This window comes from Colwellia sp. MEBiC06753, from assembly GCF_053470325.1.
This window is the reverse complement of sequence record NZ_JBQMTM010000001.1, coordinates 187016-209686: the sequence shown is the minus strand read 5'-3', so window position 1 is coordinate 209686 and position 22671 is coordinate 187016. Positions and strand designations below refer to the sequence as shown.

The window sequence follows — 22671 nt, the reverse complement described above, 5'->3', positions numbered from 1 at the left end:
AGCGAGCTTAATTACTAAACTATTTAGGCAAATAGACGTTCGATTTACGAAACAATTTCCGAAACAACCACTCCCCTCTAACATTAATCAGCAAACCAAGCATTACAACCAAAATGCCAATTGCCTGACTATTACTGATATGTTCATCAAGGAAAAACATCGCACAAATTAAACCAACCACAGGCACAGCCAATGTCATTGGTGCCACATGGCCTGCAGGATAATGCGCCAGCAAATATCCCCACAAACCGTAACCTAACATTGATGCAGCAAACGCTAAATACAGTAATACACCTAAACCAATCCAATTAAAATTCATTAAGCTTTGACTGATAGCATCTGTACCTTCAAAAACGACACTGCTGATGGCAAAAGGAATAATGGCAAACCACGCCGACCATACAACTAGTCCTAAGTCAGCGCGATAGCCTCGTTGATTTATCGTGCGATTAACCACATTACCTATGCCCCAAGAAATCGCTGCGGCAATGGTTAAACCAAAACCGATTGCTGTCATCTCGGTAGCTTGTTCACTACCGGCAATAATGGTTAAGCCAATTCCGGCAACTAGCATGGCTAATAACTGACTTGGTTTAATCGCCTCTTTTAACGCCAAGGCAGAGAAAATAATGGTAAATAACGCTTGAGATTGTAGTACCAAAGAGGCCAGCCCAGCCGGCATACCGAAGGCTAGTGCGGAAAAGAGCAAAGCAAATTGACCAAAACATAAGGTAATGGCATACAAAGCCATCCAACGCCACGGAATATTCGGCTTTTTCATAAATAAACTACCGATACCGGCAACAAAAAGAAAGCGAGCCGCACCTAGCATCAATGGCGGCATTTGCTCTACGCCCCAGGCGATAATAATAAAGTTAAATCCCCAAATACAAATAATAACTAGCGCAAGCAAACTGTCTTTAAGTGACATGGCTTTTCCTTAGCAAAAACAGATATAAAGTAGTGATGAGATTAATCCTGCCAAGTGCAAACAAGCCACACGACCTAATATAAAATTCGGCGAAAAAATCAGGCTTAAATTAACAATTTGCCAAAGCAATTGATATAATGCGCAGCAATTTTTATTAGCTTTTAAATGCATATTTTATGTCAACTATCGTTTTAGCCACAGGCAACAAGGGTAAAGTCGCAGAGCTGGCTACTTTACTGGCCAAACACCAAATTAATATTGTGCCGCAAAGTGAATTTGATGTGCCTGATGTTGCTGAAACTGGCACCACGTTTGTTGAAAATGCCATCATCAAGGCTCGACATGCGGCGAAAATTACCGGCTTACCTGCCATTGCTGATGACTCAGGCTTGGAAGTTGACGCGTTAAATGGCGCGCCGGGGGTTAAATCTGCCCGTTATAGTGGCGAGGATGCAACCGATGCCAGCAATAATCAAAAGTTACTAACCGCGATGGCTGATGTACCTGCTGAGCAGCGCAGCGCCCGTTTCCATTGTGTGCTGGTGTATATGCGTCATGCGGATGATCCAACCCCGGTAATTTGCCACGGCGTCTGGGAAGGCAGTATTTTAACTGAACTGCACGGCGAACAAGGCTTTGGTTACGATCCACTCTTTTGGGTTGAGTCACACCAGTGTAGTTCCGCACAGCTTACCCGAGCGCAAAAAAATAGCGTAAGTCACCGCGGCAAAGCATTGACATTACTGGCTGAGCACTTTTAACTAATGGCGTTAATTCAGCAAGCACAACTATCTCAGCAAACACAATTAATTCAGCAACCTCTATCGCTGTATATCCATATTCCTTGGTGTGTGGAAAAGTGTCCCTATTGCGATTTTAACTCTCATGCCTTAAAAGCTGAGCCACCAGAGCAAGCTTATGTTACTGCGCTGATCCAAGATCTTGATGATGATATCGCCCGCTTTAGCTTAACCAATAGAAAACTCCACAGTATTTTTATTGGTGGCGGTACGCCAAGTTTATTCTCGCCTGATGCAATTGCCAGCCTGTTGTCGCAAGTGTTTGAACGCTTTGATAAAGATGATGATATTGAAGTCACGTTAGAAGCTAACCCAGGCACGGTAGAAGCAGATAAATTTAGCGGATTTGCCAGTGCTGGTGTTAGCCGTTTATCTATCGGTGTACAAAGCTTTGAGTCAGATAAGCTAATTAAACTTGGGCGCATTCATAACAATGCCCAAGCAATACGAGCCGCTGAGCTTGCTAAAAGCTGTGGCGTAAAAAGTTTTAACTTAGATTTAATGCACGGCTTGCCCAACCAAAGTTTAGAAAATGCTCTCGATGATCTTAAGCAAGCCATAGCATTAAATCCTGATCACCTTTCTTGGTATCAATTAACCATAGAGCCAAACACAGCTTTTGCTTCAAAACCGCCAAAATTGCCGGAAGATGAAACATTGTGGTCAATTCAAGAGCAAGGTGTTGCCCTATTAAATGCCGCGGGTTACCAGCAATATGAAATTTCCGCCTACAGTAAACCTAGTGTCCAAAGCCAGCATAACCTGAATTATTGGCGCTTTGGCGATTACTTAGGTATTGGCTGTGGCGCTCATGGCAAGATCACTGACATCAATGCCAATAAAATTTACCGCACGGTAAAAGTAAAACATCCTAAGGGTTATTTAGAAGCGAATCGACCTGCTCTTGATCACCTCAACGAAGTGACGACCGATGAACTGCCCTTTGAGTTTATGATGAACCAGTTAAGGCTGCGCGAGACATTCGATATTAACCGCTTTAGCCAAACCACCGGATTAGCGCTATCAAGTATTGCTAAGCCGCTTGAGATTGCCACCAGCAAAAAATTGCTATCAGCAAGCGGTAATCTGTGGCAAGTCACGCCTCTGGGTCATCGTTATTTAAATGACTTATTGGAGCTGTTTTTATAATGGCTAACGAAACGCCAATATCTGAGACTAATCAGCCATTTACCGAAGCTGGTGAGCTGTTTACCGAAACTGACCGTCAATTTATGGCACGCGCTTTCGAGTTGGCAGCAATCGCGGAGAGTTTAAATGAAATTCCCGTTGGCGCAGTTATTGTGTACAACGGTGAAATTATTGGTGAAGGTTATAATCGTTCAATCATGGACAATGACCCATCAGCTCATGCTGAAATGTTGGCAATACGGGCAGCCGGAAAACACCTGAATAATTACCGATTACTAGACTGCACACTTTATGTAACTCTTGAGCCCTGCCCAATGTGTGCAGGGTTACTGGTTCACAGCAGAATTTCTCGAATAGTTTTTGCCACAGCCGATGAAAAAACCGGTGCTGCAGGCTCGGTATTTGATTTAGTAAATAATGATAAATTAAATCACCAAATTGGCGTAAAACATGGTTTAATGCAGCAAGAATGCGCCAACCTGTTGTCAAACTTTTTTAAGCGTCGCCGCCAAGAAAAAAAAGCAATGAAGCAGGCAAAGCAATTGGCTGACAATCAAGCTAACGCCTTAAAGTAATTAAAAAACTAAAATAGCTAAAAATAAAAACAACAAATAAAACCTCGGAAAAATTTGATCATTGCCAACACCATTGATCACACGATTGAAGAACTGCGTATGACCAAGAAAAATCAAAAAGACGAACAAGCGCTACTACAAGTATTTAAAGCGCTGTTAAAACAAGGTAGTTATCGTTCACAAGAAGAATTAGCTGCTGCACTTGCCGGGCAAGGTTTTAATAGTGTCTCACAGTCAAAAGTGTCTCGAATGCTGGCAAAGCTTGGCGCGGTCAAAACTCGTAATAGCCAAAATGAAATATGTTACAACCTGCCTGATGCACTGATTATTCCTAAAACTAAGCATCCTATTGAAACTATCGCCCTCGATTTAAAACACAACAACTATCAAATCGTCTTAAAAACCGGTACTGGCGGTGCTCCTCTAATGGCGAGAGTGTTAGATTCACTCGAAGAATCTATTGGTATTTTAGGCACCATTGCCGGTGATGATACCGTGCTCATTATTCCGGAAGATATCAATAATATTGAACAACTTTCACAAGCAATCATCTCGCTACTGGGCATTCCAATTCAGCGAAAATAGCACTAACACCATAAATACCACAGCAGCTAATTAACCTATACGCTATATTTATTGAATTTGGTATAAAGCCTGTTTAATAAGGACAAATTATGCATTACGTTGAAGGTTTTGTTAGTGCAGTTCCCACTGAAAACAAAGAAAAATACCTAGCCCATTGTCAACAAGTAGTGCCGTTGTTTAAAAAGCACGGCGCATTAAACTATGTTGAATGTTGGGGCGACGATGTACCAGATGGAGAACTAACGTCTTTTCCTATGGCAGTTAACTGTCAGCCTGACGAAACGGTGGTATTTTCTTGGGTTACTTGGCCATCAAAAGCGGTTAGAGAAAGTGGAATGAAAGCGGTGATGGCAGAATACGATGCAGAGCAAAACCCAATGCCATTTGATGCAAAAAGAATGATTTATGGTGGCTTTGAAATGATAGTGAATGAATAATTACGCCCAACGTTAACCCAAACAAAAAAGCCTGAGGCTTAGTCCATCAGGCTTTGTTTGAAGTACGCATGTCTGCGATTACAGATTTTGCGTTGATTATCTCTCAGCATCTTTTTTCGTTGAATACTGAGTTGAATTTTGCGACTTTTACGCAACATCAACTTTCTCCTAGTTAATTTGACTGTCTATTACTCGAGTTACTTTTCCTGCCAATAGCAAGTGTCATAACTCATCATTTCAGTTGAATGACTCGGTTAAACCTTCGGTTAACGAATTACCAACTCATTATTACCAACTCATTAAAGTATATCGGTATACCACACAAAGAATACCGAAACTTTGTGACGAATTTATGACAAAGCTTGACTAGTTAGTCAAGATTTTTTGACTGGTTACTCACTAATATTTGTAACAGGTTGTTTTTTCACTTTTTCATCAAAGTAACTAAGGGTGTGATAATAGCGACGAATGTTCTCGACATAATTGACTGGCTCATCGCCACGAGCATAACCATATTTAAGGGTTTTATAATATTTTTTCTGCTTAAGTAGCGGTAGTCGCGACTTTACATCTACCCACCGATCAGCATCACCGCCTTGGCGCTGAGTTAAAATTCGAGCATCGTTCACATGACCAAAACCAACATTATAGGAAGCTAACGCAAACCACATGCGATCAGGAAACGGAATACGATCAGGAATACGCTCAATCAGATTATGAAAATATTTCGCACCACCAGCAATGCTTTGTTCGGGATCTAAACGACTTTTAACCCCCATTTGCTTGGCAGTTGGCAAGGTTAACATCATCATGCCGCGCACACCGGTATGTGATCGCGCCTTGGGGTTCCAATGAGATTCCTGATAGCTAATTGCCGCCAATAATTTCCAGTCAATATCCTGACCGTACTTTTCAAACACCGGTTGATAGGTTGGTAATGTTTGCTCTATTGCCGCAAGAAATGCTTGGGTATCAACATAATTAAATTGTTCGACATGACCATAGTATTTATCGTCAAGTGCCAAAAGCGTACCGTCATGATGCACCTGACCGAAAAACTCAATTAGGCTACCCAGTATTGAATCATCACTTTGTTTATTAACTAGCCACGCCAATGGCTCAGGATCTTTAATGGTAAAGCCAATGCTAATATCGGGGTAATAGCGACGATTAATTGCCAGCACATGGCTATCTACGACAGTGTAATCAATTTCCCCCGCCAGTACTTTCAATAACAATTCTTCACTGTCAAATTCTGCGGTTTCTTGCCACACCAACGCTTCATTTGTTTGCGCTAGCTGCTGAAGGTTTTCCTGATGACTGGAATTTGTCGACACCATCAAGGTGCCTGTTAAGTCATCAAGAGTTCGTGGCCGTTTTTCCCCTTGAAGGAACACCAATTTTTGACTGACTGAATCATAGCTTGGTGCAAAATCATATTGGTTTAAACGTTGAGGGGTAACCGCAAGGCCCGCTGCAACAAAATCCACTTCACCAGAATTTAAACGAGGAAATAGCTCTTCTAGGCTATAACTGGGTAAAATTTTTAAATCGACACCTAACGATTGTGCATATTTTTCCGCTAATTCATATTCAAAACCTGCTGGGCCTTCTGCGCCAATATAGTAGGAATTAGGGCCATAAAGCGTACCGACAGCAACATAACCACGCTCTAAAATGCGCTGTAAACTCGGCTGGTCAGCTTCTTGCTGACAGCCAAAAAGCACTACAATAAGCGATAGGCTTAACAGCTTAAAAAACTTGAACATCTGGTTGGTTTTTATAAATTTTTCATTCATACCAAGTCATTGTGTCGTGAAATAATACATAGATAAAGGTTTTTTTGTTAATACTGAGTTAACTCGCTAGCCAGCCCCTACTATTAATAAATGTTTTGCTTATCAAAAGCTTCTCTTTCCTCTATAATACGCGCGATTTTTACCCCATGTTTATCACCTATTAATTAATCATCTTATTACAAATGAAGATACAGACTAAATTACTAGGTGAAAATAACTAAATTTACTAGTGAGTAAACAAATGGCGATGTTGATCCAAACCCTTCGTGGCGCTCCGGCACTATCAGATTTTAGAATTCAAAAACTCCTGACTCAGTGTGCTGAAGCTGACCTTCCTGTAACCGACATTTATGCAGAGTTTACCCACTTTGCGCACTTGTCAGCAGAGCTAACAGCTGATGAATCAGCAGTATTAGCTAAGCTGTTAACATACGGTCCAACCATTGAAGAGCATGAGCCAGCAGGCACTTTGTTACTTGTTACTCCTCGTCCAGGCACTATTTCTCCTTGGTCTTCAAAATCAACCGACATCGCTCACAACTGTGGTTTAGCTAAAGTTATCCGCTTAGAGCGCGGTATCGCTTATTACGTAACGGGCGATAAGTTAACGACTGAGCAGGAAAAACAATTAAATAATCTGATCCACGATCGCATGATGGAGTCGGTATTTTCAGAATTTAACGATGCGCAAGCGTTATTTGCCACAGCAGAGCCGGGTGAGTTTTCATCAGTAGATGTCATGGCAGGTGGCCGTGAAGCCTTAGTTAAAGCCAATGTTGATTTAGGTTTAGCACTAGCAGATGATGAAATTACATACCTTGCTGACAACTTTGCTAAACTAGGTCGCAACCCACATGACATCGAACTTTATATGTTTGCCCAGGCAAACTCAGAGCATTGTCGCCACAAAATATTCAATGCTGACTGGACTATTGACGGGGTAAAACAAGAAAAATCATTATTTAAAATGATCCGCAACACCCATGAAGTTAACCCAGCTTACGTGTTATCAGCCTATAAAGATAACGCTGCGGTTATGGTGGGCTCAGAAGGTGGACGTTTCTTCCCACACCCTGAAACGAAAGAATACGGTTACAACCACGAAAATATCCATATTTTAATGAAAGTGGAAACTCATAACCACCCTACGGCTATCTCACCTTACCCAGGTGCGGCGACCGGTTCTGGTGGTGAAATTCGTGATGAAGGCGCAACCGGTGTTGGTTCAAAACCTAAAGCGGGCTTAGTCGGTTTCTCAGTATCTAACTTACGCATCCCAGGTTTTGAACAGCCATGGGAAACTGATTTCGGCAAGCCAGATCGCATTGTGACTGCCCTTGATATTATGATTGAAGGCCCGCTAGGTGGCGCGGCATTTAACAACGAATTTGGTCGTCCGGCAATTTTAGGTTACTTCCGTACTTACGAAGAGCAAGTGAACTCATTTAACGGCGTTGAAGTACGTGGTTACCACAAGCCAATTATGATCGCTGGTGGTTTAGGTAATATTCGTGAAGAGCACGTGCAAAAAGGCGAAATCAATGTTGGCGCTAACTTAATTGTGTTAGGTGGCCCAGCAATGAACATTGGCCTTGGCGGCGGCGCTGCATCAAGTATGGCGTCTGGTCAATCGGCTGAGAATTTAGATTTTGCGTCAGTACAACGTGAAAACCCAGAAATGGAGCGTCGTTGTCAGGAAGTTATTGACCGTTGTTGGCAGCTAGGCGAAAACAACCCTATTTTATTTATCCATGATGTTGGTGCCGGTGGCTTATCAAACGCCTTCCCTGAATTAGTATCAGACGGCGGCCGAGGTGGTAACTTTGAACTACGTAACGTACCAAACGATGAACGTAGCATGGCACCACACGAAATTTGGTGTAATGAATCTCAAGAGCGTTATGTATTAGCGGTATCAGATGAGCAATTACCATTATTTGCAGAAATTTGTCAGCGTGAACGTGCGCCATTTGCTGTGGTTGGTAAGGCAACAGAAGAAGAGCACTTAACCGTTACTGACTCACACTTTGCCGGTACTGATAAAGACACGCCAATCGATTTACCACTTGATGTACTTTTAGGTAAAACGCCAAAAATCATTAAAGATGTGAAATCAGTACCAACTGCAGGTAACGAATTAGACTTTGCGGGTGTTGATGTTGCAGAAGCAGCAGATCGCTTATTACGCTTACCAACCATTGCTGAGAAAACTTTCTTAGTAACCATTGGTGACCGCTCAGTTACGGGTATGGTTGCGCGCGACCAAATGGTAGGCCCTTGGCAAGTACCAGTAGCTGATTGCGGCGTAACCGCAGCAGCGCTTGATTCGTACCATGGTGAAGCTATGTCTATGGGTGAGCGTACACCAGTTGCTCTATTAAACTACGGCGCATCTGCCCGTTTAGCTGTTGCCGAAGCGTTAACCAACATTGCGGGTGCTGATATTGGTGATTTAAACCGTATTAAGCTTTCAGCTAACTGGATGTCGCCAGCAGGTCACCCAGGTGAAGATGCCGGTCTTTACGAAGCAGTAAAAGCCGTGGGTGAAGAGCTGTGCCCTGAGCTTGGCTTAACCATTCCTGTGGGTAAAGACTCAATGTCGATGAAAACTCAGTGGCAAGAAAATGGTGAAGACAAAGCCGTTACTGCGCCAATGTCACTAATTATCACAGCCTTTGGTCGTGTTGAAGATATTCGCAAAACGGTAACCCCGCAGCTTCGCACTGACCTTGGCGAAACGCGTATTGTTGCTATTGATTTATCAGGCGGTAAAAACCGTTTAGGTGGTTCATGTTTAGCGCAAGTGTACAAACAACTTGGTAAAGAAACGCCAGACGTTGATGAAGCTTATGTATTACGTGGCTTCTTTAATGCGATGCAAACATTAGTTGCCGAAGGTAAGTTATTAGCGTACCACGATCGCAGTGACGGTGGTTTATTTACCACTATCGCCGAAATGGCATTTGCTGGTCACACTGGTGTAACCGTTGATTTAAGCGTATTTGAAGGTAGCGATTTAGAAGTACTATTCCACGAAGAATTAGGTGCGGTTATTCAAATTCGCGAACAAGATGTTGATGCAATTCATACCATATTCTCTGAGTACGGTATTTTAGATTACTGCGCAGATGTTGCTCGTATCAATGATACAGACATGATCACCTTTACTCGTGATGAACGAGTGGTATTAGAAAACTCACGTACCTACTTCCGCACAGTTTGGGCGGAAACTACGCTGAAAATGCAAGCAATGCGTGATAACCCAGAGTGTGCACAAGAAGAATTTGACGTTAAATTCGATACTGAAGATCCAGGTTTAAATGCTTCATTAACTTTCGATATTAATGAAGATATCGTTGCTGATTTAATTGCTAAAGATGCACAAAACGGCACTAATCCGAAAATCGCTATTTTACGTGAGCAAGGTGTTAACTCGCACGTTGAAATGGCAGCGGCTTTTGACCGAGCAGGCTTTAAAGCGATTGACGTTCACATGTCAGATATCTTAGCAGATCGCGTTGACTTAGCTGACTTTAACGGCTTAGTTGCTTGTGGTGGTTTTAGTTACGGTGACGTACTTGGCGCAGGTGAAGGCTGGGCAAAATCAATTTTATTTAACGCAAAAGCACGTGAAATGTTCAAAGCGTTCTTCCACCGCGAAGGTACGTTCTCATTAGGTGTGTGTAACGGCTGTCAGATGCTTTCTAACTTAAAAGAAATCATTCCAGGCAGTGAAGCATGGCCGCGCTTTGTTCAGAACGAATCAGAGCGTTTTGAAGCACGTTTCTCATTAGTAGAAATTCAAGAAAGTCCGTCAATCTTCTTCAAAGGCATGGAAGGTTCACGTATGCCAATCGCGGTTTCTCACGGTGAAGGTCGCACTGAATTTGCTTCTGATGAAGCCATTGATGCTGCGAATAATTCAGGCACTGTCTCAATGCGTTATGTGAATAACTATGGTGATGTTACTGAAACATACCCTGCGAACCCGAATGGTTCTCCAGACGGTATTACTGCTTTAACCACCACTGATGGCCGCGTAACTATTATGATGCCACACCCAGAGCGTGTATTCCGTACGGTTGCTAACTCTTGGCACCCAGAAGAATGGCAAGAGGACTCTCCTTGGGTTCGCATGTTCCGCAATGCTCGTAAATTTATTGGTTAATCGCGAGGCTTAACTTTTAATTAAACGCCCTTCGGGGCGTTTTTTATTGCCCTCGTAATACTCCTCTTTCCTCGCTTATTATGATGATTGGTGGTGTCTTTAGAGGTGAAGCGCTTGATAAACGTAAAGCACAGCTATTTACATTAATTATTTGTAGTTTCATTCTCGGTGGCACCTTCGGTGCCTGGCTTTTTCTGCAAGTTCAATTTTACGCATTGATTATTCCTGCCACTATTTGCTTAAGCAGTGCCATACTTTATCGCCTATATTTAAAGCGTTTTCAGTAGTTCTTTTTGGTTGTTATTACGGCTAACGGCAACACGCTAACACCGCCGATGACAAGTTTTGAGGAATAATAAAATGGATAGAAAGTTTATTTTAACTGCGTTTGGCTATGCAATTTTAGGCTTGGCCTTAGGTATTTATATGGCTGCATCAAAGAACCACGGCCAACATGTCACCCATGCGCATATTATGTTAATTGGCTTTGTTTTGTCATTTATCTACGGGCTTTGCCATAAACTATGGCTGAATAATTCACAGTCAAAATTAGCTTTAGCTCAATTTTATGTGCATCAAGCTGGCTCTGCTGTTGTGTTAATTGGCTTGTTCTTGTTTTATGGTCAATTTGTCGCGCTTGAAACCATAGATCCGATATTAGCGTTAGGCTCAATTACCGTGTTTATTGGCGTCATTTTAATGAAAATTGAATTCATTAAGACCACCGCAAAACATTAACGCAAATCATTAACGAAAAATACCACTCTATTAATGCTGCAAAATAGAGGCAAAGTATACTCGTGAGTCGACTATACTGAACGGTTAACGCACTTAATCAATACCGCTAATTAATTGATGAAGGCGTTAATTCAATTCAGGTAAAGGGAGACCAAAAATGCCAAAATATGTCATAGAACGAGAGATACCCGGTGCAGGCAAGTTAACCGCCGAAGAACTTCAAGGAATTTCACAAAAGTCATGTGGTGTTTTGTCTGAACTTGGGCCACTAGTGCAGTGGTAGCAGAGTTACGTAACTGACGATAAAGTGTATTGTGTTTACATAGCGCCCGATGTCGCATCTGTGCAAAAACATGCCGATATGGGCGGCTTTCCAGCGAATAAGATCTCACAAGTGCATACGATTATTGATCCAACTACTGCTGAGTAACTGACACCGCTATACCGTTAATAAAACGCCGTGATAAGAGAGCCTTAGGCTCTCTTATCACTTTTTACCTCCAATTAAAGCTTTATATCCCATCGCCCGCTTCATTTTCTTTTTTCTCACTGGGTAGTAGCCAGTTTAACAAAATAGCTGTTACCGCGGCCAAGGCAATACCTTGCAATTGAACACCGCCTAAATCTAGGCTCATGCCGCCAATACCGAATACTAAAGAAACTGAAATAATCGCCATATTCTTACTTTCATTTAAATTAACTTGCGCATTTACTAAAGTTTTCAAACCAACTGCGGCGATTGTGCCGAACAGCAGCATCATAATCCCCCCCATAACAGGTACAGGAATAGTGCTTAATACCGCACCACTTTTACCGGAAAATGACAGTAATATTGCGAAAATAGACGTCCAAGTCATAATCACCGGATTAAACGCTTTGGTTAACGCTACCGCACCTGTTACTTCTGAATAAGTAGTATTCGGTGGGCCGCCAAGCAAAGATGCAGCAGAGGTTGCTAAACCATCCCCCATTAGCGTGCGCTTTAAGCCTGGCTTTTCTAAGAAGTCTTTACCTGTAACATTAGAGATCGCCATCACATCACCAATATGTTCAACAGACGATGCCAACGCTATGGGCAATATTAATAAAATTGCCTGCCAATTAAATTCAGGCACAACAAAATTCGGTATAGCAAACCAAGGAGCAGCGCCTACTGGGCTAAAGTCGACGATGCCATAAAATAACGCCATCGAATAACCAGCCACCAACCCAACCAAAATAGGTATCAGTTTTAATAAACCTCTGGCGAGAATTGATACCAGCATAGTTACAATTAGTGCGGTAAATGAAATAATTAAAGCGGTTGGCTCAGCCACTAATTGCGCAGCGCCATCACCTGTTTTTCCTTGCGCCATATTCACCGCAACTGGCGCCAGACTTAAACCAATCACAATAATCACTGGCGCTACCACAACAGGTGGCAGTAATTTATGAATAATATCATTACCTCGCCAAGCCACTAGGCCGCTTAGTAATACATAGAACAATCCTGCGGCGGCTAAGCCAGACATAGTTGCAGGAATCCCCCAAGTAGCCGCACCATAACTAATCGGCGCAATAAACGCGAATGACGAAGCTAAAAATATTGGTACACTGCGCTTTGTTACTAACTGAAAGATTAACGTACCAAGGCCTGCGGTAAATAGTGCGACATTAGGATCTAATCCCGTTAAAAGAGGCACTAAAACCAAGGCACCAAATGCGACAAACAGCATTTGCGCGCCAATAATTGGCGTTTTTAAACTAGATAAATTCACAATAAATTCCCCTGTATGCTGGCAGTACCTTTTCCCAGTATTAAAGCTAACTCTTAGATTATTAAGTGTTGTTTTTACTCTTTCTAACTATAAGCGTGGATAACTCAATAAAGCAAAGTCACGAGTAAATACATTATGTTAAATTGAGCTATTAGTCGCTTATTAGCTACTATAACTATAAGCACGACATTTTAAACTTGGAGAAAAACAATGATCAAAGCATTAGTTACCTTGTTACTTTTGATTGGTTTCATCACCCCGACATTAGCCGAAAAACCTAGCTGGGCAGGTAAAGGCAAGCCTACCGCCGAACAAAAAGCAGAACATAAAGCACAAATGAACGCCAAGGAAGATGATGACGAAGACAAGGATGACGCTGACGACCTTGATAAAGAAAAAGGCAAAGGTGACAACAAAGATAAAAAGTCGAAAAAAGATAAACACAAAAATAAAGACAAAAATAAAGACAAACATCATAACAAGCCAAACAAGGATGATGATGCTGACGACCTTGATAAAGAAAAGGGCTTAGCTAAGCAGCGCGATAAAAAAGCGGAGCAAGAACGAAAAGAGTTAGGTAAAGGCTCAGAAAAAGGTCAAGCGGCTAGAGAGCAAAACAGCAAGAAGTGGTGGAAATTCTGGGAGAGCGATGATGATCAAAACGCCAAAAAATCCAAGAAAAAAGATGATGATAATTAGCCTAATAACCGGCCAGTCATCACGCCTCTTGTAACTGTCGGCGCCAAATTGTATACGTAAAGGGCTTTGGATACTTAGTAGGAAAGCTAGTTAACGGTAATTTCCGGTAAACATTCAAAGCCAGGTTTAGCGATATAATAGCCCTGCATTAACGCTACACCTGCGGCTTTTAGCCAGCGGTATTCTTCCTCAGTTTCAACACCTTCTACTAATGGTGTAATATTAAGCTCTTTTAACATTGCTAAATTATGCCGAATAATCACTTGGCGAACATGATCAGAGGCTATCCCTCTAATTAATCCCATATCAAACTTAATGATATTAGTTTGAAAATCTGCCAGTAAATTGAGCCCTGAATAGCCAGCACCAAAGTCATCAATGGCTGTTTTAAAGCCTAATGATTGATAATAATGAACAATACGCTTTACATGCTCACTATCATCAATTTTTTCAACTTCTGTAAACTCAAACATTATCTGCTCAACAGGAAAATTATGAGTTTGGGCTGCTTCCAATGTTGTTCGAATACAGCGCTCTGGCTTATAAACCGCATTAGGTAAAAAGTTAATGCTCAACATTGAGTCAATATTTAATTTAGCCGCTAACGCTATCGCTTTAATTCGACAATGCTGGTCGAACAGGTAACGGTTGTCATCGTTAACTTGAGAAATAACTGAATACGCTGATTCATTATTTATTCCTCGAACCAAGGCTTCATAACCAAACACTTGATTAGACTCTGCGTTAAAAATTGGTTGGAATGCCATAGTAAAGTCGAAACCTAGTGCCGATAGGTCTGCGCATTGATTACAGCTTGGTTTGTTAGATAGTCCAGTCATTACACTCACATACTTTTAATTTACTGCTTGTTTTTAAAGCGCTTTTCTAACTTACATCTTAGCAAGCATCCTCTAAATTAAACATATAAATAGCTAAAACTTCAAATTTCGTTAATGATTAGTTACCTTGTTATCAATTTCAGTTTTAATGTTGAACGCTAATACCCTACAATTAGCGTAGGCGGCATAGGCTATTAATTTAAAGGATAAACATTGAAAGCAAAGTGCACAGATTCTGTTAAAGCCAGTGGTTACCAAGCACATGGCCGTGTTAGATATAAGGTCATCGACGACAATATTATTCTCTACCAAGCAACAGGACCGTTTAATCTTGAACTACTAATGGCATTTCAACAGGTTCAGCCTAACCTTGAGATGCATAAACAACACAACAAATGGGCTGAGATAGTAATTTTTCAAGAGTCTTGTTTAGCTCCAAATGATTTTATTGAGCAGTTTGCCTTATTTTTACAAGAGCTTAAATCCAATAGCTTAAATGCAGCGGCTACCGCATATATACTGCCAGATGACATTGAAGGCGCTTTTATTATGAAAGATAAGTTCAAAGCGAGCTACGAAAATGCAGGGATAAACTTTGCCGTATTTGAAGACAATAAAACAGCCACAGATTGGGTAAAATCTTTTCTATAGCAAATGATAGCCCTAAAGCTTTAAGCTGAATAAAAGGATAAAAGTGGAGCGCTCAAAACAACGAATTCAGTTTAATCAACAATTACACATGCAGCTAAACCTAGACCTACAGCAAACCAAGTTGCGAATAACTAAAAAATTTTTCACGATTATTAGTTTAGTGCTTTTCCTAAGCCAAACATTAGTCAGTCAAACATTAGCTGGTCAGTATAAAGCTGCATACACGGAATTTGATATTTCCCCGGTACCTAACCAAGATAAGGTTTATTTGCTGGCAAGCAATCCTACGTCATCATTTACCATCACAGATCCTTTATTGGCAAAATTATTGGTAATCAGCGATGGCCAAAAACAAATTGGTATTATCGCGCTTGATGTGATTAATCTTCCGCCTGCAACCTGGAATACCATCACCTCAAAAATTTTAAAACAAACTCAATTCGACTTGGTTTTAATGCATAGCACTCATAGTCATTCGGGCTTTATTGGTCCAAGCAAGGTTCTCGAGTACAACGATGAATTTATTCAGCAATTCAACAAATTATCAAATAATTTAAAACCTGTGGAAATTGCCGCATTTAGCCAAACCATTGATCAGGGCTACAATCGAATTCAAGTTAACAATAATCAAGCACAAATGCTTTGGACTAACCCAGATCATATTCCTTCGCCAGCCAGTAATAGCGACCTCAATGTTATCGACATTAAATTTATTGGTGATTCAAACACTTATAATAAAGAGCACAAAAAGGCGATAAACAAAGCGCGAACAAACAATAATATGAGCAATGGCGTTACCTTAATTAACTACAATGCCCATCCCGTTATCAGCATGGACAGATTTCATCCTGTAGTTTCAGGCGATTACCCAGCTTATTTAGCTAAGCAAATGAATGGCCTTAACCGCAAAACTCTTTTTTTAACAGGCGCGGCGGGCGATATTAATCCTTACGATGCGGGCACAACACCAATATCCAAAGCACAAATAAAAGCTCAAGAACTCGCAATTGCCCTATTCCAGCCAATTGCTAAGCAACTTAATCAAACGCTATCTTATCGTGCTGAAGGCACAATAAGTTTTGCCAGCAAGTATTACAACATCCCTTTAATTACAGCTGTTGAATCAGATACTTCGCCAGCTAGAACAGCACAAGTTAATGTTATTCAACTGACTTCTGACATCGCCTTTAGCACATTTTCAGGGGAGTTCTTTAGTGACTTTGCCAATCAACTTAAAGCCGCAAATCACGCTAAATTTAACTTTCTGATTGGCTACACTAATGGCAATATTGGCTACGTGCCAACTCTCGCAGCCGCTGCAATTGGCGGTTATGGCGCCTCACCTGACAGTATTTCAGTAGCTCCTGGCCTTGGTGAACAAATGATTTTTGACGCGCAAGCGATGTTAAAGAAAATAACCGACAAGCGTAGTAACTAAAATTCTAATAACCAGAGAATTAACATGACCATTGAATATATTGATCACATTAATATTGCCGGCCCTGAACAGTTAATTAATGATTGCCTTAATTTTTACGTACAAGTGTTAGGTTTAACCATAGGAAAACGGCCAAAGTTTAATCATCAAGGCTATTGGCTGTATGCCAAGCAACAACCTGTTATCCACCTTTCGGTAAAAGATAATAAAAAGGCAAGTGAGTTGCCATATTTAGATCATATTGCGTTTCGCTCAAGCAATTTAATTAAGGTAAAACAACACTTAAGCGATAATGGTATCGACTTTCATCAAAGCCAAGTGAATGATTTACAGCTAACTCAATTATTTACCACCGATCCTGCCGGCAATAAAATAGAGCTAACCTTTAAAGGTGAAGTTTAAATTAGCTAACAATAATTGTCCGTTCCATTTAAACTAATCCCATCGATAACCAACATATTAGGAATTAAAATGAAAAAAGTATTAAGCAGTTTGGCATTACTCGTTCTTATTTCAGCGTGTGCACCAGAAGTGGGTAGTGAAGACTGGTGTGAAGCAATGAAAGAAAAGCCAAAAGGTGAATGGACTGCCAACGAAACAGCCGATTTCACCAAACACTGCATTTTATAATTACGGTTAAGTTTTTTGTTTATCAGCTAATTTTCTTGAGATAAAGCTTTCAGATAGCAATAGACACCAAGTAACTTAAACCTAATGACTTAAGCCAAGTATGCTTCGCTATGAGGTTTAAGTTATTAGGTGTCTAATTTAACGGTAAAAGTGACTTAGCCATTAACGTTGGCGAGCGACTAAGTAATCTAGGTAACCTGAATTAGGGAAGAAAGGAATGAAGTCCAAAAGAGGGTAAATTATGACTAATATCAATGAACTAATAAGCTTTTTTGGCTGGTGTTCAATATTGAATCTGACAATATTAACGTTCTCAACCCTGCTTATCTTTCTATTCCAACCAGTTATTATCAAATTACACAGTCAATTAGCTGATATTGAATCAGCGCTACTTCCTAAAATTTACTTTCAGTTCTTAGCTGGTTATAAAGTGCTAACGATAGTGTTTTCTGTCGTTCCTTATCTAGCTTTAAAATTAATGAGCTAACGATTACCATAAACTAAGGCTGACGATGCTCTAATTGACGGGGCACTGGCTAATAAACACTTGAGCCGTTCACTTGAATCATAAGAGCTCATAGAAAACAAAAACAATAATAAAAGGATAATTTATGAAAGCGACTGGTACATTTGAAGTCAACGTGACTCCTCAACATGACACTAATTGTCCTGCAGGTAGAATGCTGCTTAATAAAGTTTACTCGGGTGATATTACGGGAACCGGCAGCGGCCAAATGATCAGTAAACGCATGGAAAATGGTCATGCCGTTTATTTTGCCATAGAAGAAGTCACAGCGACCATTGCCGGACACTCAGGCAGCTTTACCCTATTACATTCAGGTAAAATGACGCCGCAAGGTCAAACCCTATCCATCGAAATTATGCCGAATTCTGGCACTAAAGCCCTAAGCACCATTAGCGGTTCATGTGATATTCAGCAAGAAAATGGCGTTCATCACTACCATTTTGACTACCAGCTTTAACAGCTAAAGGATGACGATAACCTCATGAAAATTTGGGTAGATGCCGACGCCTGCCCTGTTGCTATTAAAGAAATTATTTTTCGAGCAGCAGACAGAGCCTCCATTGAAACCACGTTAGTGGCAAATCACGCTATTCGCGTACCAATCTCTAAATTTATCCGTAGCATGCAAGTAGCTAGCGGTTTTGATGTCGCCGACAATGAAATCGTTAAACGGCTAAGCAGTGGTGATTTAGTGATCACCAGCGATATACCATTGGCCGATGAAGTTATTACCTTAGGCGGTCAAGCATTAAGTCCGCGCGGCGAATTATTTACCCAAGCCAATATCAAATCTCGCCTTAATATTCGTGACTTTATGGATACCATGCGCGCCAGTGGCGTTGCCACAGGTGGACCACCGCCACTAAGCCAAAGTGATCGGCAGCAGTTTGCCAATCATCTCGATAAAATTTTAGCCAGCCGCTAGCATATAAAGCTTAAGGTTTGTTCGTATAAACTTGCAATCAAATATTCACTTGCAACTATCAAGTTTTCATTGAATACTTTTTAAAAACCTATAGAGGCCTGATGATAATGCAAGCACATGATTGCTCACCGTTAACTGACTTTATCGAATATCCCCCCGAAGAAATGTTAGAGCGCTCAGCACGTTTTTATCAAGAAAGTAAACGTCGCCACAGCATCAGGCAATTTAGCGACAGGCCGGTGGCACAGGCTATTATTGAAAACTGTATTAAAGCAGCGGGGACAGCGCCCAGTGGAGCGAACCATCAACCATGGCAGTTTGTTGCCATCAGAGATCCCGACGTTAAACGCCAAGTAAGAGAACAAGCAGAAAATCATGAGCGCGGTTTTTACAGTGGCCGTGCTGGTGAAGAATGGCTAGATGCGCTAAAGCCTTTAGGTACCGATGCTAACAAGCCGTATTTAGAAACAGCGCCTTGGCTGATTGCTATTTTCAGCCAGAAAAAAGGTGGTATCAGCGCGCAAGAACAAAATACTAATTATTACGTTCACGAGTCCGTCGGTATTGCCACTGGTTTTTTAATTAATGCCTTACATAACGCCGGCCTAGCCACGTTAACTCACACACCTAAGCCAATGTCATTTTTAAATAAAATTTGTCAGCGTAGCGATAACGAACGAGCTTATATACTGTTAATTGTTGGTTACCCTGCTGACGACGCTACGATTCCAGCTCATGCTCAGGTGAAAAAATCACTGGAAGATATTGCGACTTTTATCTAGCACTTTATTTGACTGTTTAATGATTAGGGTATGTTGATCTTTGCTGTTTAATTTGTTGTTCGACAAACTGTTGCAGCTCAGGAAAGAACTTAGTAAAAGCTAACTGATAGTGTTCAAGTGCTGGCAAAACTTCATCGGCAGCGCCTGCTAAATGGTTATCAAAACGTATGCGTCGGCTAATACCATTTAGCGCACTATCAATTGCCCAGTCATACTGATAATCTTCCAACCAATTATACTCAATCATGCGCGACACCATTTGCGCCATTTTCTCTGGCATAACAGATTGATAACCGTTAAGTTCTTGGTAACAGTCTTGAGCAAAACATGCTAAAGCATCGGGATGATATTCCAGCCAGTTTTTCGCCAATAAATGATCAAAAACAATATCAGTAATAATCCCAGAAAAACGTCGTCGTTTATTTGATAACAATGTTTTAAGCTGCAACACTTCTGGATGATGATCGGTGAATTTATCAATCGCCCGATGCAAATAAACACCTTGTACTATCTCGGGCGGTAATAAATTAATTTGATTACCCTTAACGAAATCCCCCATCAAATTGCCAACGCGAATAGCTGGGTTTTCAGGGGATAAATATAAATGGGCTAGATAATTCACAATACAAGTTAGCCAATATCAAGTTCGATGTCGGTACAGCCGTTAGCACAACGTATTGCCGCCGGTTTATCAGCATGTTTATTTGCATAGTTATCTGCATAGTTATCTGCATAGTTTACTGTCTGACTCGCTTGCTGCTTTGGGTGAAATACCAACTCTTGATGACATTGCTGACATTTAACTACTTTACCTGCAAGCACTTGCTTGATAACCAGCCTTTGCTGATTAAATGATTCCTTACTTTGATTTTGTAATTGGCTCAGGGATGATAAATCCATATTAATTTACCGCTTGGCAATACCAGCCATCATATTGACCGCCAAATACTGGACAATGCTCTGTTAACAGTGCTTGATAAGCAATAATATTATCGTACGTTAATGGCATATATGGATAAGCGGTGATCTCCCATGGCAACTCTGGGTTTGCTTCATAACTACAAAAAGATAGCTTTTGACCGTTCTCTAGCAGCAAATGACCAAACTTTAATGCTTGCTCTTGAGTTGGGAAAATCACTGAAAATGCCACTTCTTGTTCAAGCGATAAATCCACGCCCTGCTCTTTTAACTGCCACAAGGCATTGCCAATATCGTCTTGGGGAAATAGGTGTTCATCTCTCATTAGTCTATCCACTGCTAATTCGGTTAGTTAACTGATACATGTTATTATTGGGCATTATTACAGATTTTAAACAAGCAGCGACTGACATTTTGTGAATATTTTTGAAATTCATGCCTTAAATGAACAAGCCCCGATAAAAGCCATCGACTTATTACAACAGCAGCCATCGATAATAGCTAGTGAGCTAACAACCAGTGAGCTAAAGTCAGCAATTACAAAAGGCGCATTGTGGCTTGAAAAAGGCAAACATGTTCAACGCCTTCGTCGCTTTAAAAAATTAATTCAGACCGGTGAAACGCTGCATTTTTATTACAATAAAGATGTGCTGGCACAACAACCTAAACCCGCGACGTTAATTGATGATCAACACCACTATAGTATTTGGTACAAACCTAGCGGCATGTTATCGCAAGGCTCTAAATGGAGCGATCATTGTACGATCACCCGCTATGTGCAAGCGCAATTAAATGATCAACGCCAATGTTATTTAGTGCACAGGCTAGATAGAGCCACCTCCGGTTTAATAATTATTGCTCATACTAAAAAAGCCGCGCAGCGATATAGCGAAATTTTTGAGCAGCACCAGCTAACCAAACGCTATCAAGCAATGGTCATTGCTAATAACTCTCAACCGCCAGCAACGGTTCGTGTTGAGCAACCGGTAGATGGTAAATCAGCCATTAGTCATTTTCGCCTGATTAACGTTAACAAAGAATTCCAACAGACACTGCAGCAGTTAAGTCACTGTATAGCGGAATATGAAGTCACAATAGAAACTGGCAGAAAACACCAAATTCGCCAACATGCCGATTATTTAACTATGCCGATCATCGGTGATCGTTTATATAACTCAGATCCTGCATTTTCACAGGTGATGGATTTGCAATTGTGTGCAGTTGAGTTAGCGTTTACTTGCCCGATAACTCAAGAAAACAAGCAGTATTATTTAGATACCAGCCTAAAGTTGTCAATTGATGAAGTAGCTAAAGTGCTCAACAAACTGAGCACTTAAATTTGATTTTCTAGCGGTAAATATTAGCGATAAATATTAACGGCTGTTATTGGCGGTAAAGTTAGCAGTGATAATTAAAGTCTGAATCAGCCAGCAATTGACACTGTTCCCCAACTAAATCCACTTGGGCTAACTGCTGTAGCAAAGCCAAGCCCTGCTGACGTTGCTCTAACGTTAACGCCTGATATGGCAACCTAAAGTTTGGCGATACTGCACCTGTCATCATTAATGCGGTATTAATCGCAATAGGATTTGGTTCACAAAATAGCCACTGCATTAGCGCTTGTACTTTTTGGTTAAGTTCAGGATTATTTTCATCCATCAATTTACGCATAATACCCGGAATAATATTAGAGGTAACCGAAATAACGCCGTGGGAATTATGAAGATGGCGGCCTTCAAAACTCTCATCATCATTCCCCGACCAACAAGCAATACCTTGCTTTTCATAATAAGCAATGCGCTCGTTACCTGAGCACTCTTTAACACCGACAAAGTGCTTATTATCAGCAATTGATTCGATAATATCAGGCGTAAGATCCTGCCCGGTTCTACTCGGTACGTTATAAATAAACGCCGGACCAATATTTAACACTTGTTTAAAGTGCTCAATAACACCGGCTGGCGAGGTGCGCCCGTAGTATGGATTAATCTGCAGCGCGGCATGCATACCGGTGGCAAAACCGTTTTCAGTGGCTTTTATTGCTTCTCGGGTGTTATTGCTGCCGGTATTACCAACAATTAGTAATTTATCACCAAACTTATGTACGCTGTGGGCAATTAAAATTAAGTGCTCTTCCCAACTTAATAAGTGACCTTCACCTGTGGTCCCGCCAACAATAATACCGTCGACGCCGGCATTAATTTGCTGTTCCATTAGCTTGTCATAGGTGGCGAAATCAATATCGCCTTTGTGGTTAAATGGGGTTTTGATTGCGGTGATCAGGCTAGCTTCTGAAATTGGTTTCATGACCTACTCTTTTTTGT

26 protein-coding genes and 1 pseudogene are annotated in these 22671 nt (G+C 41.1%); 19 read left to right on the top strand and 8 right to left on the bottom strand.

Annotated features, from left to right (window positions below; translation table 11 throughout):
- Positions 1-19: 19 nt before the first annotated feature.
- Positions 20-931 carry an EamA family transporter gene (locus ACOB82_RS01025; RefSeq protein ID WP_448211045.1) on the bottom strand — a complete coding sequence of 304 codons (912 nt, stop codon included), beginning with the start codon at positions 929-931 and terminating at the stop codon, positions 20-22.
- Positions 932-1107: 176 nt separating this feature from the next.
- On the opposite strand from ACOB82_RS01025, the gene ACOB82_RS01020 reads away from it, so the two are divergent.
- The 5 genes from ACOB82_RS01020 (at position 1108) to ACOB82_RS01000 (ending at position 4477) form a co-directional block, all read left to right on the top strand.
- Entirely contained in the window at positions 1108-1692 is a 585-nt protein-coding gene (locus ACOB82_RS01020) for an XTP/dITP diphosphatase (protein WP_448211044.1), read from the top strand.
- Positions 1693-1695: 3 nt separating this feature from the next.
- Positions 1696-2880, top strand: coding sequence for a radical SAM family heme chaperone HemW (gene hemW / locus ACOB82_RS01015; RefSeq protein WP_448211043.1), 1185 nt, complete (start codon positions 1696-1698; stop codon positions 2878-2880).
- Positions 2880-3455 (top strand): tRNA adenosine(34) deaminase TadA, encoded by a 576-nt coding sequence (gene tadA, locus ACOB82_RS01010; protein ID WP_448211042.1) that lies wholly within the window; start codon positions 2880-2882, stop codon positions 3453-3455. The genes hemW and tadA overlap by 1 nt, the downstream gene beginning before the upstream one ends.
- A gap of 54 nt (positions 3456-3509) precedes the next feature.
- Positions 3510-4040, top strand: coding sequence for a transcriptional regulator ArgR (locus ACOB82_RS01005; protein ID WP_448211041.1), 531 nt, complete (start codon positions 3510-3512; stop codon positions 4038-4040).
- Positions 4041-4129: 89 nt separating this feature from the next.
- On the top strand, positions 4130-4477 hold the full coding sequence (locus ACOB82_RS01000; RefSeq protein ID WP_448211040.1) for a DUF1428 domain-containing protein: 348 nt from the start codon (positions 4130-4132) through the stop codon (positions 4475-4477).
- A gap of 392 nt (positions 4478-4869) precedes the next feature.
- Here the strand turns inward: ACOB82_RS01000 and mltF are convergent, their stop codons facing one another.
- A complete protein-coding gene (gene mltF / locus ACOB82_RS00995; RefSeq protein ID WP_448211039.1) occupies positions 4870-6276 on the bottom strand; it encodes a membrane-bound lytic murein transglycosylase MltF in 1407 nt (468 codons plus the stop codon).
- Between the two features lie 241 nt (positions 6277-6517).
- Between mltF and purL the strand changes: the two genes are divergently transcribed.
- From purL to ACOB82_RS00975, 4 genes and pseudogenes are all read left to right on the top strand, one after another.
- Positions 6518-10444 (top strand): phosphoribosylformylglycinamidine synthase, encoded by a 3927-nt coding sequence (gene purL, locus ACOB82_RS00990; RefSeq protein ID WP_448211038.1) that lies wholly within the window; start codon positions 6518-6520, stop codon positions 10442-10444.
- Positions 10445-10524: 80 nt separating this feature from the next.
- Positions 10525-10731 (top strand): DUF1275 family protein, encoded by a 207-nt coding sequence (locus ACOB82_RS00985; protein WP_448211037.1) that lies wholly within the window; start codon positions 10525-10527, stop codon positions 10729-10731.
- 73 nt (positions 10732-10804) lie between these two features.
- The gene (locus ACOB82_RS00980) at positions 10805-11182 is read left to right on the top strand and encodes a TonB-dependent receptor (RefSeq protein WP_448211036.1); all 378 of its coding nucleotides are present in this window, start codon (positions 10805-10807) and stop codon (positions 11180-11182) included.
- Between the two features lie 157 nt (positions 11183-11339).
- Positions 11340-11612 (top strand): annotated as a pseudogene (locus ACOB82_RS00975) (DUF4242 domain-containing protein).
- Between the two features lie 82 nt (positions 11613-11694).
- Here the strand turns inward: ACOB82_RS00975 and ACOB82_RS00970 are convergent.
- The gene (locus ACOB82_RS00970) at positions 11695-12939 is read right to left on the bottom strand and encodes a uracil-xanthine permease family protein (protein ID WP_448211035.1); all 1245 of its coding nucleotides are present in this window, start codon (positions 12937-12939) and stop codon (positions 11695-11697) included.
- 210 nt (positions 12940-13149) lie between these two features.
- Between ACOB82_RS00970 and ACOB82_RS00965 the strand changes: the two genes are divergently transcribed.
- On the top strand, positions 13150-13638 hold the full coding sequence (locus ACOB82_RS00965; protein ID WP_448211034.1) for a hypothetical protein: 489 nt from the start codon (positions 13150-13152) through the stop codon (positions 13636-13638).
- An 86-nt stretch (positions 13639-13724) separates the two neighbouring features.
- On the opposite strand, the gene ACOB82_RS00960 is transcribed toward ACOB82_RS00965, so the two are convergent.
- The gene (locus tag ACOB82_RS00960) at positions 13725-14477 is read right to left on the bottom strand and encodes an EAL domain-containing protein (RefSeq protein ID WP_448211033.1); all 753 of its coding nucleotides are present in this window, start codon (positions 14475-14477) and stop codon (positions 13725-13727) included.
- A gap of 213 nt (positions 14478-14690) precedes the next feature.
- On the opposite strand from ACOB82_RS00960, the gene ACOB82_RS00955 reads away from it, so the two are divergent.
- The 8 genes from ACOB82_RS00955 to ACOB82_RS00920 all read left to right on the top strand — a co-directional run bounded on the left by ACOB82_RS00955 (position 14691) and on the right by ACOB82_RS00920 (position 19429).
- Positions 14691-15128, top strand: coding sequence for a hypothetical protein (locus ACOB82_RS00955; RefSeq protein ID WP_448211032.1), 438 nt, complete (start codon positions 14691-14693; stop codon positions 15126-15128).
- Positions 15129-15171: 43 nt separating this feature from the next.
- Positions 15172-16566, top strand: a complete 1395-nt coding sequence (locus tag ACOB82_RS00950) for a hypothetical protein (protein ID WP_448211031.1) — start codon at positions 15172-15174, stop codon at positions 16564-16566.
- Between the two features lie 24 nt (positions 16567-16590).
- A complete protein-coding gene (locus ACOB82_RS00945) occupies positions 16591-16968 on the top strand; it encodes a VOC family protein (RefSeq protein ID WP_448211030.1) in 378 nt (125 codons plus the stop codon).
- Between the two features lie 69 nt (positions 16969-17037).
- Positions 17038-17196, top strand: a complete 159-nt coding sequence (locus tag ACOB82_RS00940) for a DUF3012 domain-containing protein (RefSeq protein WP_448211029.1) — start codon at positions 17038-17040, stop codon at positions 17194-17196.
- Between the two features lie 241 nt (positions 17197-17437).
- Positions 17438-17683 (top strand): DUF6868 family protein, encoded by a 246-nt coding sequence (locus ACOB82_RS00935; protein WP_448211028.1) that lies wholly within the window; start codon positions 17438-17440, stop codon positions 17681-17683.
- A gap of 124 nt (positions 17684-17807) precedes the next feature.
- Complete coding sequence (locus ACOB82_RS00930) at positions 17808-18179, top strand: DUF3224 domain-containing protein (RefSeq protein ID WP_448211027.1); 372 nt, start codon at positions 17808-17810, stop codon at positions 18177-18179.
- A gap of 24 nt (positions 18180-18203) precedes the next feature.
- The gene (locus ACOB82_RS00925) at positions 18204-18647 is read left to right on the top strand and encodes a YaiI/YqxD family protein (RefSeq protein WP_448211026.1); all 444 of its coding nucleotides are present in this window, start codon (positions 18204-18206) and stop codon (positions 18645-18647) included.
- Positions 18648-18754: 107 nt separating this feature from the next.
- Positions 18755-19429, top strand: a complete 675-nt coding sequence (locus ACOB82_RS00920) for a nitroreductase family protein (protein WP_448211238.1) — start codon at positions 18755-18757, stop codon at positions 19427-19429.
- A 16-nt stretch (positions 19430-19445) separates the two neighbouring features.
- On the opposite strand, the gene ACOB82_RS00915 is transcribed toward ACOB82_RS00920, so the two are convergent.
- From ACOB82_RS00915 to ACOB82_RS00905, 3 genes are read right to left on the bottom strand one after another with little or no spacing between them, the layout of a single operon-like run.
- A complete protein-coding gene (locus ACOB82_RS00915; RefSeq protein ID WP_448211025.1) occupies positions 19446-20051 on the bottom strand; it encodes an acyl carrier protein phosphodiesterase in 606 nt (201 codons plus the stop codon).
- A gap of 8 nt (positions 20052-20059) precedes the next feature.
- Positions 20060-20329 carry a hypothetical protein gene (locus ACOB82_RS00910; RefSeq protein ID WP_448211024.1) on the bottom strand — a complete coding sequence of 90 codons (270 nt, stop codon included), beginning with the start codon at positions 20327-20329 and terminating at the stop codon, positions 20060-20062.
- A 1-nt stretch (position 20330) separates the two neighbouring features.
- A complete protein-coding gene (locus tag ACOB82_RS00905; RefSeq protein ID WP_448211023.1) occupies positions 20331-20672 on the bottom strand; it encodes a ribonuclease E inhibitor RraB in 342 nt (113 codons plus the stop codon).
- A gap of 91 nt (positions 20673-20763) precedes the next feature.
- Between ACOB82_RS00905 and ACOB82_RS00900 the strand changes: the two genes are divergently transcribed.
- Entirely contained in the window at positions 20764-21684 is a 921-nt protein-coding gene (locus ACOB82_RS00900; protein WP_448211022.1) for an RluA family pseudouridine synthase, read from the top strand.
- A 61-nt stretch (positions 21685-21745) separates the two neighbouring features.
- Here ACOB82_RS00900 and dapA read toward each other — a convergent pair whose 3' ends face one another.
- Positions 21746-22654, bottom strand: coding sequence for a 4-hydroxy-tetrahydrodipicolinate synthase (dapA, locus tag ACOB82_RS00895; RefSeq protein ID WP_448211021.1), 909 nt, complete (start codon positions 22652-22654; stop codon positions 21746-21748).
- Between the last annotated feature and the right edge of the window lie 17 nt (positions 22655-22671).

Excerpts from the sequence above, each read along its gene's own strand:
- ACOB82_RS00985 (WP_448211037.1), top strand. The coding sequence starts at position 10,525 with ATGATGATTGGTGGTGTCTTTAGAGGTGAAGCGCTTGATAAACGTAAA.
- ACOB82_RS00905 (WP_448211023.1), bottom strand. The coding sequence starts at position 20,672 with ATGAGAGATGAACACCTATTTCCCCAAGACGATATTGGCAATGCCTTG.
- ACOB82_RS00960 (WP_448211033.1), bottom strand. The coding sequence starts at position 14,477 with ATGACTGGACTATCTAACAAACCAAGCTGTAATCAATGCGCAGACCTA.
- ACOB82_RS00945 (WP_448211030.1), top strand. The coding sequence starts at position 16,591 with ATGACCATTGAATATATTGATCACATTAATATTGCCGGCCCTGAACAG.
- dapA (WP_448211021.1), bottom strand. The coding sequence starts at position 22,654 with ATGAAACCAATTTCAGAAGCTAGCCTGATCACCGCAATCAAAACCCCA.
- ACOB82_RS00920 (WP_448211238.1), top strand. The coding sequence starts at position 18,755 with ATGCAAGCACATGATTGCTCACCGTTAACTGACTTTATCGAATATCCC.
- ACOB82_RS01025 (WP_448211045.1), bottom strand. The coding sequence starts at position 931 with ATGTCACTTAAAGACAGTTTGCTTGCGCTAGTTATTATTTGTATTTGG.
- hemW (WP_448211043.1), top strand. The coding sequence starts at position 1,696 with ATGGCGTTAATTCAGCAAGCACAACTATCTCAGCAAACACAATTAATT.
- ACOB82_RS00965 (WP_448211034.1), top strand. The coding sequence starts at position 13,150 with ATGATCAAAGCATTAGTTACCTTGTTACTTTTGATTGGTTTCATCACC.
- ACOB82_RS00930 (WP_448211027.1), top strand. The coding sequence starts at position 17,808 with ATGAAAGCGACTGGTACATTTGAAGTCAACGTGACTCCTCAACATGAC.
- tadA (WP_448211042.1), top strand. The coding sequence starts at position 2,880 with ATGGCTAACGAAACGCCAATATCTGAGACTAATCAGCCATTTACCGAA.
- ACOB82_RS00910 (WP_448211024.1), bottom strand. The coding sequence starts at position 20,329 with ATGGATTTATCATCCCTGAGCCAATTACAAAATCAAAGTAAGGAATCA.
- ACOB82_RS01000 (WP_448211040.1), top strand. The coding sequence starts at position 4,130 with ATGCATTACGTTGAAGGTTTTGTTAGTGCAGTTCCCACTGAAAACAAA.
- ACOB82_RS00935 (WP_448211028.1), top strand. The coding sequence starts at position 17,438 with ATGACTAATATCAATGAACTAATAAGCTTTTTTGGCTGGTGTTCAATA.
- ACOB82_RS00980 (WP_448211036.1), top strand. The coding sequence starts at position 10,805 with ATGGATAGAAAGTTTATTTTAACTGCGTTTGGCTATGCAATTTTAGGC.
- ACOB82_RS00940 (WP_448211029.1), top strand. The coding sequence starts at position 17,038 with ATGAAAAAAGTATTAAGCAGTTTGGCATTACTCGTTCTTATTTCAGCG.
- ACOB82_RS01020 (WP_448211044.1), top strand. The coding sequence starts at position 1,108 with ATGTCAACTATCGTTTTAGCCACAGGCAACAAGGGTAAAGTCGCAGAG.
- mltF (WP_448211039.1), bottom strand. The coding sequence starts at position 6,276 with ATGAATGAAAAATTTATAAAAACCAACCAGATGTTCAAGTTTTTTAAG.
- purL (WP_448211038.1), top strand. The coding sequence starts at position 6,518 with ATGGCGATGTTGATCCAAACCCTTCGTGGCGCTCCGGCACTATCAGAT.
- ACOB82_RS00925 (WP_448211026.1), top strand. The coding sequence starts at position 18,204 with ATGAAAATTTGGGTAGATGCCGACGCCTGCCCTGTTGCTATTAAAGAA.